This window comes from Acidovorax sp. 22279 (genome assembly GCF_052045435.1).
In the GTDB taxonomy this organism is placed as follows: domain Bacteria; phylum Pseudomonadota; class Gammaproteobacteria; order Burkholderiales; family Burkholderiaceae_C; genus Acidovorax; species Acidovorax delafieldii.
Map to the genome: position 1 here is coordinate 19,184 of NZ_JBQEOV010000025.1, position 13,548 is coordinate 32,731.

A 13,548-nucleotide genomic window follows, 5' to 3' on the forward strand; every position below is an offset into this window, starting at 1 on the left:
GGCGTATGTGATCTTCTGGCTGCATCCCCCGGCTGAGCCTTGATGACCGGAGCCGTCCCGCAGCAAACATCTCGCAAAGCCAAAAAAAGGGGGCAGACTCTCGTCCACGCCCCCTCAACGGCTGTACCGGGCAACTGGCCCGGCGCTCTCAGCTCAACCCACCAGCTCTGCGGCTTGGACCTCTGGCGCCACCCCGTAGTGGTCCAGCTGCATCGAATACTGTGCACGACCTGAGGACAGGGCCCGCAGGCTGCCGATGTAGCCGAACATCTCTTTCAGCGGTACCTCGGCCTCGACCGTGGCGGCGTTGCCACGCAGGCCTTGGGTACGCACCAGCCCGCGGCGGCGGTTCAGGTCGCCGATGGCATCGCCCAGGTAGTCGACCGGGGTGATGACCTCCACAGCCATCATGGGCTCCAGCACCTGGGGTGACGCTTTCGCAAACCCTTCGCGGAAGGCGGCCATCGCCGCCAATTCAAAGGCCAGCGTGGACGAGTCATGCTCGTGGAAGCTACCGTCCAGCAGGGTGCGAGTGACTGCTCATGGCCGATAGTACTCATTCGATGACGCATCCCGTATGTCTGCAACCAGCCTGAAGCAGCCCACCCAACTCCCCGTAGCTTTTGCCAGTCAGCGCTTCAACCGAGGCGCTTGAAAACATGTACATCGGTGCACGGCTGTTTAGGGATCACCCTAAGGTGAAGATAAAACATGCACTGACCCTGACACTCATCCGTCTGCGGCACCCCTATGACTGCAACCAGCCGGGAGCTGCCATGGAAGCAACTCGGTTTCGACCAATCACAAAATAGTGTGCACCCACTTCTACTTTCTCGCTGCTGTTCAAAACGTTCCAAAGAACGACAGGCTGACGGCATACGCGGCAACTCCGCGCTAGCGAGTCACCAAAATCTAAAGTTGAATGGCGAAAAAACGAAAGTAGAGTGGCGTTCCGCAAGAACAGGGAGACAAAGCCTTCGCCCCCATGTTCTGAGGGGGTGTCTTGAAATGGCCACAAATGCCCGTATCATTAGCACTCACCGCAGACGAGTGCTAACACCGCACTCCCTGCTGGCAGTTTGGTGGCCCCGGATGGCCGGGGCTGATTGAGTCCCTCAGCTTTTTTACTGAAAACAGGAGCATTGCAATGAACCTTCGCCCTCTGCACGATCGCGTGATCGTCAAGCGTATTGAAAGCGAAACCACGACAGCCTCCGGCATCGTGATCCCTGACAACGCCGCTGAAAAGCCCGATCAAGGTGAAGTGTTGGCCGTTGGCCCCGGCAAGCGCAACGACAAGGGCGAAGTGCTCGCCCTGAACGTGAAGGTCGGTGACCGCGTTCTGTTCGGCAAGTACTCGGGCCAGACCGTCAAGGTCAAGGGCGACGAGCTGCTGGTCATGAAGGAAGACGACCTGTTTGCAGTGGTTGAGAAGTAATTTCTCTCCCCTCTGAATCACTCATCTTTTCATAGCTGCTGGTGCTTTTTGAATAAGCACCAGCAGCCAATTTGAATCAAATTTTCAGGAGCTCCAAAATGGCAGCAAAAGACGTAGTTTTCGGCGGCGAAGCCCGCGCTCGCATGGTTGAAGGCGTGAACATCCTGGCCAACGCGGTCAAGGTCACGCTGGGCCCCAAGGGCCGCAATGTGGTGCTGGAGCGCTCGTTCGGCGCCCCTACCGTGACCAAGGACGGTGTGTCCGTGGCCAAGGAAATCGAACTCAAGGACAAGCTGCAGAACATGGGCGCCCAGCTCGTGAAGGAAGTGGCCTCCAAGACCAGCGACAACGCTGGTGACGGCACCACCACCGCTACGGTGCTGGCACAAGCCATCGTGCGCGAAGGCTTCAAGTACGTGGCCGCCGGCATCAACCCGATGGACCTGAAGCGCGGTATTGACAAGGCTGTGACGGCCCTGGTCGCCGAGCTGAAGAAGGCTTCCAAGCCCACCACCACCTCCAAGGAAATCGCCCAGGTGGGTTCGATCTCCGCCAACTCCGACGAAACCATCGGCAAGCTGATCGCTGACGCCATGGACAAGGTTGGCAAGGAAGGCGTGATCACCGTGGAAGACGGCAAGTCGCTGGACAGCGAACTGGACGTCGTGGAAGGCATGCAGTTTGACCGCGGCTACCTGTCGCCCTACTTCATCAACAACCCCGAAAAGCAATCTGCGATTCTGGACAACCCCTTCGTGCTGCTGTTCGACAAGAAGATCAGCAACATCCGCGACCTGCTGCCCACGCTGGAGCAAGTTGCCAAGGCTGGCCGTCCCCTGCTGATCATTGCTGAAGAAGTCGAAGGCGAAGCCCTGGCTACGCTGGTGGTCAACACGATCCGCGGCATCCTGAAGGTTGTGGCTGTGAAGGCTCCTGGCTTCGGCGACCGCCGCAAGGCCATGCTGGAAGACATCGCCATCCTGACGGGCGGCAAGGTCATCGCTGAAGAAGTCGGTCTGACCCTGGAAAAGGTTACTCTGGCCGACCTGGGCCAAGCCAAGCGCATCGAAGTGGGCAAGGAAAACACCATCATCATCGACGGCGCTGGCGCTGCCGCTGACATCGAAGCCCGCGTCAAGCAAGTGCGCGTGCAGATCGAAGAAGCCACGTCCGACTACGACCGCGAAAAGCTGCAAGAGCGCGTGGCCAAGCTGGCTGGCGGCGTGGCCGTGATCAAGGTGGGCGCTGCCACCGAAGTCGAAATGAAGGAAAAGAAGGCCCGCGTGGAAGACGCACTGCACGCTACCCGTGCAGCTGTGGAAGAAGGCGTTGTGGCTGGTGGCGGCGTGGCTCTGCTGCGTGCCAAGCAAGCTGTGGGCGACTCGATCAAGGGCGACAACGCTGACCAGGACGCCGGTATCAAGCTGGTGCTGAAGGCAGTGGAAGCTCCTCTGCGCGAAATCGTGAACAACGCCGGTGGCGAAGCCTCGGTGGTGGTGAACGCAGTGTTGGCTGGCAAGGGCAACTTTGGCTTCAACGCTGCCAACGACACCTACGGCGACATGCTCGAACTGGGCATTCTGGACCCCACGAAGGTCACCCGCACCGCTCTGCAAAACGCTGCCTCCGTGGCATCGCTGCTGCTGACGACCGAAGCCATGGTGGCTGAGGCCCCGAAGGATGACGCCCCAGCTGGTGGCGGCATGCCCGACATGGGCGGCATGGGTGGCATGGGCGGCATGGGCATGTAATTGCCTGCCCCCTGCGCAGCAGCCCCGTGCTGACTGCGCAGCCCACTACACAAAAGCCCGCAGGCCTTACGGTCTGCGGGCTTTTGTTTTTTCTATGGGGCCAACTCGGGACACTGGCCTGCCATGGGTTTACTCCCCGCTGGGTTGCACCCACCAGTAAATCAGCACCAGGGTGCCGATACCGGTGAGGGACAGCAGCTGCCACCAGCCGGAGCGGCCAATATCGTGCAAGCGGCGAGCCCCCACGGCCAGCGCGGGCAACAGCAGGGCCAGCGCGGCAATGCCATACAGCACCTGGCTGATCATGGTGGCAATCACCAGCACCCCGAGCTGGAACAGCGCAAACCACCAGAACTCGGAGCGTGGAGCACGGCCCGAAAACCCTGCGTACTGCGCGAAGCAGCTTTTGACAGCCGAAACAAAATCCATAGCGAATTCCCTCTCTTGAACAATCGTTGCTCGGTCACGGGGTATCCCCGCGTGGCCATGATAGAGGGGCGCTGCGACAAGTCCAGCCAACTCGGCGCGCGCAGCAGAGACACCGTAACGCTGGCGCCACGGTGTCAGTGCCTCCTTTGCTCTTATTTTGATAGCTGCTAGTGCATATTGCACTAGCGCACCAGGCGCTTTTGGCTGCAAACCCAGCGCCCAGAGCCCCTCAAGCCGCCTTGCGCAATGCCTGGGTGTCGCGCGCCAGCTGGGTGATGCGCGCCCAGTCTCCCGCGCGCACCGCATCGGTGGGCGTAAGCCATGAGCCGCCCACGCAGCGCACATTGGGCAGTGCCAGGTAGTTGGAGGCAGTGGCGTTGGTGATGCCACCCGTGGGGCAAAAGCTCACCTGGCCAAACGGGCTGGCCCAGGACTTGAGCAGCGGGATGCCGCCCACGGCCTCGGCCGGGAAGAGCTTGAGGAACGAGAACCCATCGGCCAGCGCCGCCATGATCTCGCTGGACGTGGCCACACCGGGCAGCAATGGCAGGTTCAGGCCCTTGCAGGCGCTGCCCACGGCCGAGGTGTAGCCGGGGCTCACGGCAAAACGCGCACCGGCTTCGCTCGCGCGGCGCGCGTCATCGGCGTTGAGCACCGTGCCCACACCCACCACAGCTTCGGGCAGATGGCGGGCGATGGTTTCGATGGCGGGCAGACCGGCAGCGGTGCGCAGCGTCACCTCCAGCACCTTCACGCCACCGGCCAGCAGGGCCTCGGCCAGGGGCAGCGCGTCTTCCACGCGGTCGATCACGATGACAGGGATGACCGGGCCATGGCTGGCGATGTCGAGGGGATTCATGGGGGCGGAAGCAGGGGTTACAGCCATGTACAGGCTCCTTGTTCGGCACCGCCTGCGTGGCGGCGAAAGTTGGTGAAGAGTTCGCGGCCGAAGCCGATGGGTGATGGGGCGCTGCAGGGCTCCGAGGCGCGTGCGGCCCACTCGGCGTCGTCCACCAGCACATCGAGCGTGCCAGCCACCGCATCCACCCGCACGATGTCGCCATCACGCACCTTGGCCAGCGGGCCACCGGCCAGGGCCTCAGGCGTGACGTGGATCGCGGCCGGTACGCGGCCGGAGGCGCCACTCATGCGGCCGTCGGTGACCAGCGCCACCTGGAAGCCCTGGTTCTGCAGCACTGCCAGCGGGGGCGTGAGCTTGTGCAGCTCGGGCATGCCGTTGGCCTGCGGGCCCTGAAAGCGCACCACGGCCACCATGTCCTGGTTCACCTCGCCCGCGCTGAAGGCGGCGAGCAGGGCTTCTTGCGAGTCAAAAACTCGCGCTGGGGCTTGGACGATGTGGCGGTCTTCGGGCACGGCCGACACCTTGATCACCGCGCGGCCCAGACGGCCTTGCAGCAGGCGCAGCCCGCCGGTGGGTGAGAAGGGTTCGCTCACAGGCCGCAGCACCGAGGTGTCGCCCGACACCGCCGGGGCACTCTTGCCGCCATCGGCAATGCCGCCCGCGTTCACGCTCATCACGTCAGGGTGCATCAAGCCACCCGCCAGCAGCTCGCGCAGGATCCAGGGCGGGCCGCCTGCCGCCTGGAACTGGTTCACATCGGCATCGCCATTGGGGTACACGCGGGCCAGCAGAGGCACCACCGACGAGAGTTCGTCAAAGTCCGTCCAGTCGATCAGGATGCCCGCGCTGCGCGCAATCGCCACCCAGTGGATCAGGTGGTTGGTGGAGCCGCCCGTGGCCAGCAGGGCCACCATGGCGTTGACGATGCAGCGCTCGTCCACCAGCTTGCCGATAGGGGTGAAGCGGTTGCCCCGCTTGCCGATGTCGAGCACCGTGCGCAGCGCCTGGCGCGTGAAGGCCTCGCGCGCCTCGCTGCCGGGCGACTCGAACGCTGCACCGGGCACATGCAGGCCCATGGCTTCGAGCAGCATCTGGTTGCTGTTGGCCGTGCCGTAGAACGTGCAGGTGCCAGGGCTGTGGTACGCGGCCGATTCGGCCTTGAGCAGTTCGTCACGGCCCACCAGGCCTTGTGCGTACTGCTCGCGCACCTTGGATTTCTCCTTGTTCGACAGGCCTGTGCCCATGGGGCCTGCGGGCACAAACACGCAGGGCAGATGCCCGTAGTGCAGCGCGCCGATCAGCAGGCCGGGCACGATCTTGTCGCACACGCCCAGCAGCAGCGCACCATCGAACACATCGTGGGACAGCGCTACCGCAGTGGCCATGGCAATGGCATCGCGGGAGAACAGCGACAGCTCCATGCCGGGCGTACCCTGCGTCACACCATCGCACATGGCGGGCACGCCACCGGCCACTTGCACCGTGGCACCGAGCTGGGCGGCCTCATCACGCAGGATAGCGGGGTAGCCCTGGTACGGCTGGTGCGCCGAGAGCATGTCGTTGTAGGCCGTGACGATGCCGATGTTGGGCGCCTTCTCGACCGTGACCTTGAACTTGTCCGATCCCGGCAATGCCGCGTAGGCGTGGGCCAGGTTCGCACAGCCCATGCGGTCTTGTGCGGGCTTGCGGGCGATCATGGCGTCAACGCCGGCTAGGTAGGCGCCGCGGGTGTCTGCGCTGCGCTGGACAATGCGCTCGGTCACGCGCGCTACAACTGGGTGCATGGAAGTCTCCATCGGTGGGTGGCAGGACCCCGTGCATTGCGCCAGGGTCGTTATCTGAGGCCCTAGAATGTAACTCGATAACCACCCCAATTCAACCCATGTCCCTGCAAACCTTGCCCTTGCCGCCTTCCGAACTGGGTGAATCCCCCTTCTGGCACCCCACGGAAAAATCCCTTTACTGGTGTGACATTCAGGGACAAGCGGTACACGCATGGCATCCTGACAGCGGCCACCACCGGCAGTGGCGCATGCCCAGCGAGCCCGGCTGCTGCACGCCTGCGACCGATGGGCGATTGGTAATTGGGTTACGAAACGGTTTCTATCTTCTGGATACGGCCAAGGACAGCGCAGACCCCACCGCCCTCAGCTGCCTGGCCCTGCTGCCGCCCGAGCAGCATGACACCGCGGTCCTGCGCTTGAACGACGGCCGCTGCGATACCGCAGGCCGTTTCTGGGCGGGCTCGGTCATCACGCCCCGCACCGCACCGAATGCGGCGCTGTGGTGCCTACAGGCCGACCCGGCCAGCGCCACCAGCTACCGTGTGCGTCACATGGCAGGCGACAACTTCACCGCCAACGGCCTGGCCTTCAGCCCCGACAACCGCACGATGTACTGGTCCAACACGCCGGAGCACCGCATCGACCAGTTCGACTTTGAGGTGGCCACGGGCGATATCACCAACCGCCGCCCCTGGGTGCAGTTCGACCGCAAGGTGGACGGCCAGCCGTACGGTGGGCGGCCCGATGGCGCGGCGGTGGATGTGGAAGGCAACTACTGGGTGGCGATGTACGAAGGCGCGTGTGTGTTGCAGCTTTCGCCAGCGGGTGAGGTGCTGCAGCGCATTGCCGTGCCGGTGCAGTGTCCGACCATGGTGTGTTTTGGAGGGGAGGATTTGCGGACGCTGTTCATTACGTCGGCGCGGGCGGGAAGGCCTCTTCAAGAACAGCAGGCAGCGGTTGCAGCGGGGTCGCTGTTCAGCATGCAGGTCGAAGTGGCTGGGCTGCCGGTGAATTTCTTCAAGGTGTGAAAAGCGCCGAGCAACTGGTCACAGTGGGGCACAAAGGCCAGCGCTCCATCACCAGCCCACCAACGCGCCGATCTCCTCGCGCACGATCCGATAGCTGAGGCGGTCACTGACCAACCTTGCACCCAGGCTCTCGTAAAACGCAATGCCCCGGGCGTTGGACGACTTGACCGACCAATCGATGCGGCCACAGCCGTTGTCCAGCGCGTATCGCGCCACCCATTGCATCAAAGCCAGGCCAATACCTTGGCTCCGATGGTGCGGAGAAACAAACAGCTCCTTAAGTACACACTGCCGTTGGTGGGCGGGCTCGGGCTCCACCAACGAATACACCAGGTAAATGGCGGCAAACCCCAACAACTCGCCGCCGAGTTCTGCCGTCACAAGTCGAATCTGAGAGTGGGGTCCGCACAGGTTGTCCAACAGGTGGTTGCGCACAAGGACCCGGTCGAGCGCACGGCCCGGGTGGTAGTGATCATGCAGCGCAAGCAGCAAGTCCACCATCTGCTCCTGTTGCGCCGGGGTCAGCAAACCGACTTCCATGTTTCCTCTCCTGCTGGACCGGATGGTTCCGATGGGGTGAGCTTACGTCGTCAGGGCGACTCGCTGCCGGTCAGCCCTTCTCAGCCCCCAGCCCCAGCGCTCCCAACACGTCATAACACGCCCCCATGTTGTGATAGTCCACCTTCCCCGCATTGCTCTTCTCGCGGGTGGTGTTGCGGTTGTTGCGGTGCAGGATGCGAAACCACGCGCCATGTTCGTGGTCCACAAAGTGGGCCCAGCAGTGGGTCCAGATGCGGTCGTACCACTGCCAGTAGCGCGCATCCCCCGTGCGCACAGCAAGCACCGCTGCAGCCGCCATGCTCTCGGCCTGCACCCAGTGGTATTTGCCGTCGTCGCAGATGCTGCCGTCGGGCGCCATGCCGTAGTACAGGCCGCCGTGTTCGGCATCCCAGCCCCGCTCCACAGCGGTATCGAACAGGCGCTGCGCACACGGCAGGTGCCATTCGGCGGGCAGCAAGGCGTCGAGTTGCAGCAGCAGCTTGGCCCATTCGGTCTGGTGGCCGATCTGGTAGCCCCAGGGGCGGAAGATGTTGCTGCGGTCATAGCGGTTGTAGTCCCAGTCCACGGACCAGTCGGCATGGAAGTGCTCCCACACCCAACCTTCGGCAGCGGGCGCAAGGGCGCGGGTGGACAACGCGGCCTGCCGCTGGCAGATACCTTGCGCGAGTTGTTCGGCACGCTCGATGTAACGACGCTCGCCCGTAGCGCGGAAGGCGGAGATCATGGCCTCGCAGGCGTGCATGTTGGCGTTCTGGCCTCGGTAGCTGGTCAGCCGCCAATCAGGGCTGGCCTCGTCGGCATACAGGCCTGCGGCAGGTTGCCAGAAGTGCTGTTCGGCAGTTTCAAAAGCCTCAGCCAGCCAATCGCGGGCCTCGGGCACTCCGGCCTCGTAAGCGCGGGCATACGCCAGCATCACAAAGGCCATGCCGTAGCAGTGGCGCGTGGCGTCTTGCACGGTGGTGCGGCCATCCTGCCAGTCGATCAGCCAGGCGTAGCCGCCCGTGGCGGGGTCGAGGAACGCGGTGCGCAGGAACGTGAGCGCGTGCCGCATGCCCGCCTGATAACGCGCCTCCCCCGTGGTGCGGTAGAGCATGGCGTGCGTGACAACAAAACGGGTGGCGCTGACGAGATGGCGGGTGTGCGTGTTGTAAACCGTGCCGTCGTCCAGAAAAAAGTGGAACTGCCCGCCGCTCAGATCGGTGGCCACGGGGTCGTAGAACGCCATGGTGTCACGCAGATGCTGGCGCAAAAAGGCTGCGGAGCGGAAGTCCGGATAGTGCGGAATCGCCATGGGGAGTGTCTCCTGATGCGTTAGCTGTCGACCAGAAACTGTGCCGGCTTCTGCCGGCAGGGCGCCCGGTCCTCCGCCAGAGCGACCCCGAGGACTTTGCTGTGCCGTGAAGGTCAGGCAGGGCTGCGTAGCAAGCCCAGCAGGCCAGCGGTGGAGCCATCGAGCCCCGCCACATCACCGCTCTCCAGCCGCGCCTCCAGGTCCTTGGCCAGCACCTTGCCCAGTTCTACGCCCCACTGGTCAAAGCTGTTGATGCCCCACAGGCTGCCGCTCACAAACACGCGGTGCTCCTGCAGTGCAATCAGCGCGCCCAGCGATGTGGGGGTGAGTGATTCGAGCAGCATGAGCGTGCTGGGGCGGTTGCCCGGAAAGTGCCGGTGGCCGTCGTCGCTGGCCTTGCCTGCCATCAGCGCCTGCGTCTGCGCCAGGGCGTTGGCCAGCAGCTTTTGCTGGTGGCCGGGCAGCGGGTGCGAGGCCTTGCGCACGGCCACGATCTCCAGCGGCAGCACATCGGCGCCCTGGTGCAGCATCTGGAAGAACGCATGCTGGCCGTTGGTGCCGGGCTCGCCCCACAGCACGGGCGATGTGACGCAGGCCAGCGTGCTGCCGTCTTGCGCCACGCGCTTGCCGTTGCTTTCCATCTCCAGCTGCTGCAGGTAGGCCGAATAGCGCCCCAGCGCGGCGTGATACGGCGCGATGCAGCGGCTGGTGAAGCAGTGGAAATTGCGGTACCAGACATCGAGCAGACCCAGGCGCACCGGCAGGTTCTGCGCCAGCGGTGCGGTGCGGAAATGCTCGTCCATGGCGTGCGCGCCCGCAAGGAAATCTCGGAAGCCTTGGGCACCGATCGCGATGGCAATCGGCAGGCCAATGGCCGACCACAGCGAGTAGCGGCCGCCCACCCAGTCCCAGAAGCCGAAGGTGGTGGTGATGCCGAGGGCCGCTGCAGCCTCGATGTTGGTGGTGAGCGCCGCAAAGTGGCGGGCCACATCGCGCCCGCCCTGGGCACCAAACCACGCCAGTGCCGAGCGCGCGTTGGTCATGGTCTCGGCCGTGGTGAAGGTCTTGGACGCGACCAGGAACAGCGTGCTCTCGGGCCGCAGGCCCTTGAGCACGTGGTGCAGCTCGTGCCCGTCCACGTTTGACACAAAGTGAAAGCGCTTGCTAGGGATGCGGAACTCTTCGAGCGCGCGCACGGCCATGTGCGGACCCAGGTCCGACCCGCCGATGCCAATGTTCACCACGTCGGTGATGGCGGCATCGCTGCGCACCTGCTCGGCGTACTGCAGCATCGCCTCAAGCGTGTGGTGCACGTCGGCCAGGCGCTGTGCGGTCTCGGGCACGTCACCGGGCAGGTCCACGCCTGCAGGGCGGCGCAACAGCGTGTGCAGCACGGCGCGGTTTTCGGTGGTGTTGATGGCCTTGCCTGCAAACATCGCATCGCGGTGTTGCACCAGGCCGCAGTCGCGGGCCAGATCCAGCAGCAGGGCTTCGGTATCGCGGTCCCACAGGTTCTTGGACAGGTCAGCAAACACATGCGGAGCCAACTGGCTGAAGGCTGCAAACCGCTGGGCATCCTGCGCAAACGCCTGGCGCATGTCCAGGTGCTGGCCGTGGGAGGCGTAGTGGGCGGCCAACTGGGGCCACAGCGCAGACTGGTCGCAACGGAGAGGCATGGTCATCAAACGGGTAAGGTGAAAAAAGCGCCGAGATAGTAACTTGATTACACGACAAAGTGACCTATTAACAGGTTCTTTTGGGTTACAAGCAGTAGATACAAGGCACTCCTCTTTAGAAAATCATGTAACGTGATTACAATCCCACGCAACAAAACGAACCACCCCATCACGGAGACACCATGAGTTTTGACCTCGTCCTGTTCGGCGGCACCGGCGACCTCGCCTGGCGCAAGCTCATGCCCGCATTGTTTCAGGCCTTTCGGCATGGCACGCTGCCTGAGGGGGGGCGCATCATCGCGGTGGCACGTGATGACCTGAGCGACGAACAATACCGCAGCCTGATCCAGTCGCGGTTCGACAGCGTGGAGCTGGCCAAGCGCCCCAGCCCGGACGAGTTTGCACGCTTCGCCGCGCTGCTGCACTACCTGCGCATGGACTTGTCCAAAACCCAGGACTACGAGTGCCTGGCCGAGACGCTGAAGGCGCGCGGAGCCGACTCGGTGGTGATGTATGTGGCCACAGCCCCCAGCCTGTTCACCAATGTGTGTGAGCAGATCGCCGCCGTGGGCCTGAACGGCCCCACCACCCGCGTGGTGCTGGAAAAGCCCCTGGGCCACGACCTGCAGTCCAACCGCGCGATCAACGACACGCTGCGCCGCGTGCTCAAGGAAGAGCAGGTCTTCCGCATCGACCACTACCTGGGCAAGCCGTCCGTCCAGAACCTGTTTGCGCTGCGTTTTGGCAACGCGCTGTTCGAGCCCCTGTGGCGCCGCGAAACCATTGCCAACATCCAGATCACGATTGCCGAGGAGCTGGGTGTGGAGTCGCGCGGCGCGTTCTACGACCAGACCGGCGCACTGCGCGACATGGTGCAGAACCACGCGCTGCAGCTGCTGTGCGCGATCGGCATGGAGCCCCCCATCAACTCCAGCGCCAACGCGATCCGCGACGAAAAGCTCAAGGTGCTGCAGTCGCTCAAGCCCTGGACGCTGGAGACTATCGGCCAGCACGTGATCCGTGGGCAGTACGCGGCCGGCAACCACCAGGGCCAGCCCGTGCCCGGCTACGCGCAAGAGAAAGGCGTGGCCGCCAGCAGCACCACCGAAACCTTTGTGGCGCTGCGCACCGAGATCAGCAACTGGCGCTGGGCGGGCGTGCCGTTCTACATCCGCACCGGCAAGCGGCTGGCGGGGCGCGATGCGCACATCGTCATCAACTTCCGCCCCGTTCCCCACCCCATCTTCAAGACGCCCGCAGGCGCCGCCAACCGGCTGGTGATCAATTTGCAGCCCAAGGACGGACTGGAGCTGCACCTGATGGCGCAGGGCGCCGCCCAGCACCAGACCGAGCCCGCGCTGTCGCAGGTGCACCTGAACCTGGACTTTGACCAGCGCTTTGGCACCGAACGCGTGGGCGCCTACGAGCGCCTGCTGCTCGACGTGATCGCCGGCCGCCTGAACCTGTTTGTGCGCAGCGACGAGCAGGAAGAAGCCTGGCGCTGGGTGGAACCCATCCTGCAATACTGGAAGAACGACCCGGCAGGCCCCCGCCCCTACCCTGCCGGTAGCTGGGGCCCGCGTGCAGCCAGCGCGATGATTGCGCGCGACGGGTATTGCTGGAGCGAGGAGATGTGAGAGCCTCGCGTCCAGCGGCTGCAGACCTTCGCAGCCTCGGTCGCGTGGCCTTGTTTTCTTAGGTCTGTGCAGCCTCGCTGTGCAGCCACGACAAAAAAGCCTCCACCGCCGGGCGCTTGGCGTGCCGCTCGGGGTACACCGCAAAATGCGCCTTCACCCGCACGGCCTGGTCCATGCCGAACGGGGCCGTCAGCCTGCCATCGGCCAGGTGACCACCCGCGTTGACGGCGCTCTCTAGCGCCACGCCCAGGCCCTGCGTGGCGGCGTCCAGGGACATCTGGGCGCGGTCAAACCGCAGGGAGAAACGGTCGGGCGCCCGCACCTTGGCGAACCGGCCAAACCAGTCTGACCACTGCACGATGCTCACGTTGCTCTGGATCAGCGGCAGCTCCAGCAGCTGCTCCGCGCGCTTGAGCTTGTGCGCCTTGATGAAGGCCGGGCTGGCCAGCGGCACGATCGCCTCCTCAAACAACGGCTCCACCACCAGATCGCCCCACTGCGGAATGCCGTAGCGGATGTCGATGTCGGCCTGGCCGAGCGCGAAATCGCTGGGTGTGTGAGCGGCCGAGAGGTTGAGCGATATCTCCGGGTAGGCCTGCGCAAAGTGGTGCAGGCGCGGCATGAGCCACAGACTAGCAATGCTGGGCGCCGAATGCACATACAGGCTGTTGCGGATGCCGTGCCGCAAATCGTCCGTGGCCGTGGCAATGGCGTTGAGCGCGGCACCCACGTGCATCAGGTAATGCTCGCCCGCAGGGCTCAGGCGCACCCCATGGGCGCTGCGCTCGAACAGGCGGATGTCCAGCTGTGCCTCCAGTCGCGAAACCTGGTGACTGATGGCCGAGGCCGTGAGGTTCAACTCCGCCGCTGCCAGTGCAAAGCTGCGGCGGCGTGCCACGGCCTCGAAGGCCTGCAGATTGGCAATGGGCGGCAAGGTGGGCATGGGGTGAACCCTGACGTTAGATGACGGAATGTCATCTTACGCTGATGATTCATCGCTTGTCATCATCTTGAGCGGCTTTGAGAATCGGCTCCCAGAACAGGAGACACCGCTTCGACAGCCGCCCTCACCGGCAGCGTGCAAGTCTCCT

At 64.0% G+C, this 13,548-nt stretch carries 11 protein-coding genes and 1 pseudogene; 4 read left to right on the forward strand and 8 right to left on the reverse strand.

Features of this window, described 5'->3' with window-relative positions:
* Positions 1 to 153 precede the first annotated feature (153 nt).
* Positions 154 to 528, reverse strand: a pseudogene (gene fusA / locus ACTJKQ_RS23535) (elongation factor G); the annotation flags it as partial.
* Between the two features lie 619 nt (positions 529 to 1,147).
* Here fusA and ACTJKQ_RS23540 point away from each other — a divergent pair.
* On the forward strand, positions 1,148 to 1,438 hold the full coding sequence (locus ACTJKQ_RS23540) for a co-chaperone GroES (RefSeq protein ID WP_056058492.1): 291 nt from the start codon (positions 1,148 to 1,150) through the stop codon (positions 1,436 to 1,438).
* A gap of 98 nt (positions 1,439 to 1,536) precedes the next feature.
* Positions 1,537 to 3,189: a chaperonin GroEL gene (gene groL, locus ACTJKQ_RS23545; protein WP_108498884.1), complete on the forward strand. Its 1,653-nt coding sequence runs from the start codon at positions 1,537 to 1,539 to the stop codon at positions 3,187 to 3,189.
* 129 nt (positions 3,190 to 3,318) lie between these two features.
* Here groL and ACTJKQ_RS23550 read toward each other — a convergent pair whose 3' ends face one another.
* From ACTJKQ_RS23550 to edd, 3 genes are all read right to left on the reverse strand, one after another.
* Entirely contained in the window at positions 3,319 to 3,618 is a 300-nt protein-coding gene (locus ACTJKQ_RS23550) for a DUF805 domain-containing protein (RefSeq protein WP_015012623.1), read from the reverse strand.
* A 229-nt stretch (positions 3,619 to 3,847) separates the two neighbouring features.
* Positions 3,848 to 4,504 carry a bifunctional 4-hydroxy-2-oxoglutarate aldolase/2-dehydro-3-deoxy-phosphogluconate aldolase gene (gene eda / locus ACTJKQ_RS23555; protein WP_056058486.1) on the reverse strand — a complete coding sequence of 219 codons (657 nt, stop codon included), beginning with the start codon at positions 4,502 to 4,504 and terminating at the stop codon, positions 3,848 to 3,850.
* The gene (gene edd / locus ACTJKQ_RS23560; RefSeq protein WP_440598261.1) at positions 4,495 to 6,264 is read right to left on the reverse strand and encodes a phosphogluconate dehydratase; all 1,770 of its coding nucleotides are present in this window, start codon (positions 6,262 to 6,264) and stop codon (positions 4,495 to 4,497) included. Before edd ends, eda begins: the two co-directional genes overlap by 10 nt.
* Before the next feature lie 98 nt (positions 6,265 to 6,362).
* On the opposite strand from edd, the gene ACTJKQ_RS23565 reads away from it, so the two are divergent.
* Entirely contained in the window at positions 6,363 to 7,292 is a 930-nt protein-coding gene (locus ACTJKQ_RS23565) for an SMP-30/gluconolactonase/LRE family protein (RefSeq protein ID WP_440598262.1), read from the forward strand.
* A gap of 48 nt (positions 7,293 to 7,340) precedes the next feature.
* On the opposite strand, the gene ACTJKQ_RS23570 is transcribed toward ACTJKQ_RS23565, so the two are convergent.
* The 3 genes from ACTJKQ_RS23570 to pgi all read right to left on the reverse strand — a co-directional run bounded on the left by ACTJKQ_RS23570 (position 7,341) and on the right by pgi (position 10,826).
* Positions 7,341 to 7,832, reverse strand: a complete 492-nt coding sequence (locus ACTJKQ_RS23570) for an N-acetyltransferase family protein (protein WP_440598263.1) — start codon at positions 7,830 to 7,832, stop codon at positions 7,341 to 7,343.
* A gap of 70 nt (positions 7,833 to 7,902) precedes the next feature.
* The gene (locus ACTJKQ_RS23575) at positions 7,903 to 9,144 is read right to left on the reverse strand and encodes an AGE family epimerase/isomerase (protein WP_440598264.1); all 1,242 of its coding nucleotides are present in this window, start codon (positions 9,142 to 9,144) and stop codon (positions 7,903 to 7,905) included.
* Positions 9,145 to 9,257: 113 nt separating this feature from the next.
* Positions 9,258 to 10,826, reverse strand: coding sequence for a glucose-6-phosphate isomerase (pgi, locus tag ACTJKQ_RS23580; RefSeq protein WP_440598265.1), 1,569 nt, complete (start codon positions 10,824 to 10,826; stop codon positions 9,258 to 9,260).
* Between the two features lie 176 nt (positions 10,827 to 11,002).
* Between pgi and zwf the strand changes: the two genes are divergently transcribed.
* Positions 11,003 to 12,457: a glucose-6-phosphate dehydrogenase gene (gene zwf / locus ACTJKQ_RS23585; RefSeq protein ID WP_440598266.1), complete on the forward strand. Its 1,455-nt coding sequence runs from the start codon at positions 11,003 to 11,005 to the stop codon at positions 12,455 to 12,457.
* 58 nt (positions 12,458 to 12,515) lie between these two features.
* Here the strand turns inward: zwf and ACTJKQ_RS23590 are convergent, their stop codons facing one another.
* Complete coding sequence (locus tag ACTJKQ_RS23590; RefSeq protein WP_440598267.1) at positions 12,516 to 13,400, reverse strand: LysR substrate-binding domain-containing protein; 885 nt, start codon at positions 13,398 to 13,400, stop codon at positions 12,516 to 12,518.
* Positions 13,401 to 13,548: the final 148 nt, after the last annotated feature.

Excerpts from the sequence above, each read along its gene's own strand:
- ACTJKQ_RS23540 (WP_056058492.1), top strand. The coding sequence starts at position 1,148 with ATGAACCTTCGCCCTCTGCACGATCGCGTGATCGTCAAGCGTATTGAA.
- groL (WP_108498884.1), top strand. The coding sequence starts at position 1,537 with ATGGCAGCAAAAGACGTAGTTTTCGGCGGCGAAGCCCGCGCTCGCATG.
- ACTJKQ_RS23550 (WP_015012623.1), bottom strand. The coding sequence starts at position 3,618 with ATGGATTTTGTTTCGGCTGTCAAAAGCTGCTTCGCGCAGTACGCAGGG.
- eda (WP_056058486.1), bottom strand. The coding sequence starts at position 4,504 with ATGGCTGTAACCCCTGCTTCCGCCCCCATGAATCCCCTCGACATCGCC.
- edd (WP_440598261.1), bottom strand. The coding sequence starts at position 6,264 with ATGCACCCAGTTGTAGCGCGCGTGACCGAGCGCATTGTCCAGCGCAGC.
- ACTJKQ_RS23565 (WP_440598262.1), top strand. The coding sequence starts at position 6,363 with ATGTCCCTGCAAACCTTGCCCTTGCCGCCTTCCGAACTGGGTGAATCC.
- ACTJKQ_RS23570 (WP_440598263.1), bottom strand. The coding sequence starts at position 7,832 with ATGGAAGTCGGTTTGCTGACCCCGGCGCAACAGGAGCAGATGGTGGAC.
- ACTJKQ_RS23575 (WP_440598264.1), bottom strand. The coding sequence starts at position 9,144 with ATGGCGATTCCGCACTATCCGGACTTCCGCTCCGCAGCCTTTTTGCGC.
- pgi (WP_440598265.1), bottom strand. The coding sequence starts at position 10,826 with ATGACCATGCCTCTCCGTTGCGACCAGTCTGCGCTGTGGCCCCAGTTG.
- zwf (WP_440598266.1), top strand. The coding sequence starts at position 11,003 with ATGAGTTTTGACCTCGTCCTGTTCGGCGGCACCGGCGACCTCGCCTGG.
- ACTJKQ_RS23590 (WP_440598267.1), bottom strand. The coding sequence starts at position 13,400 with ATGCCCACCTTGCCGCCCATTGCCAATCTGCAGGCCTTCGAGGCCGTG.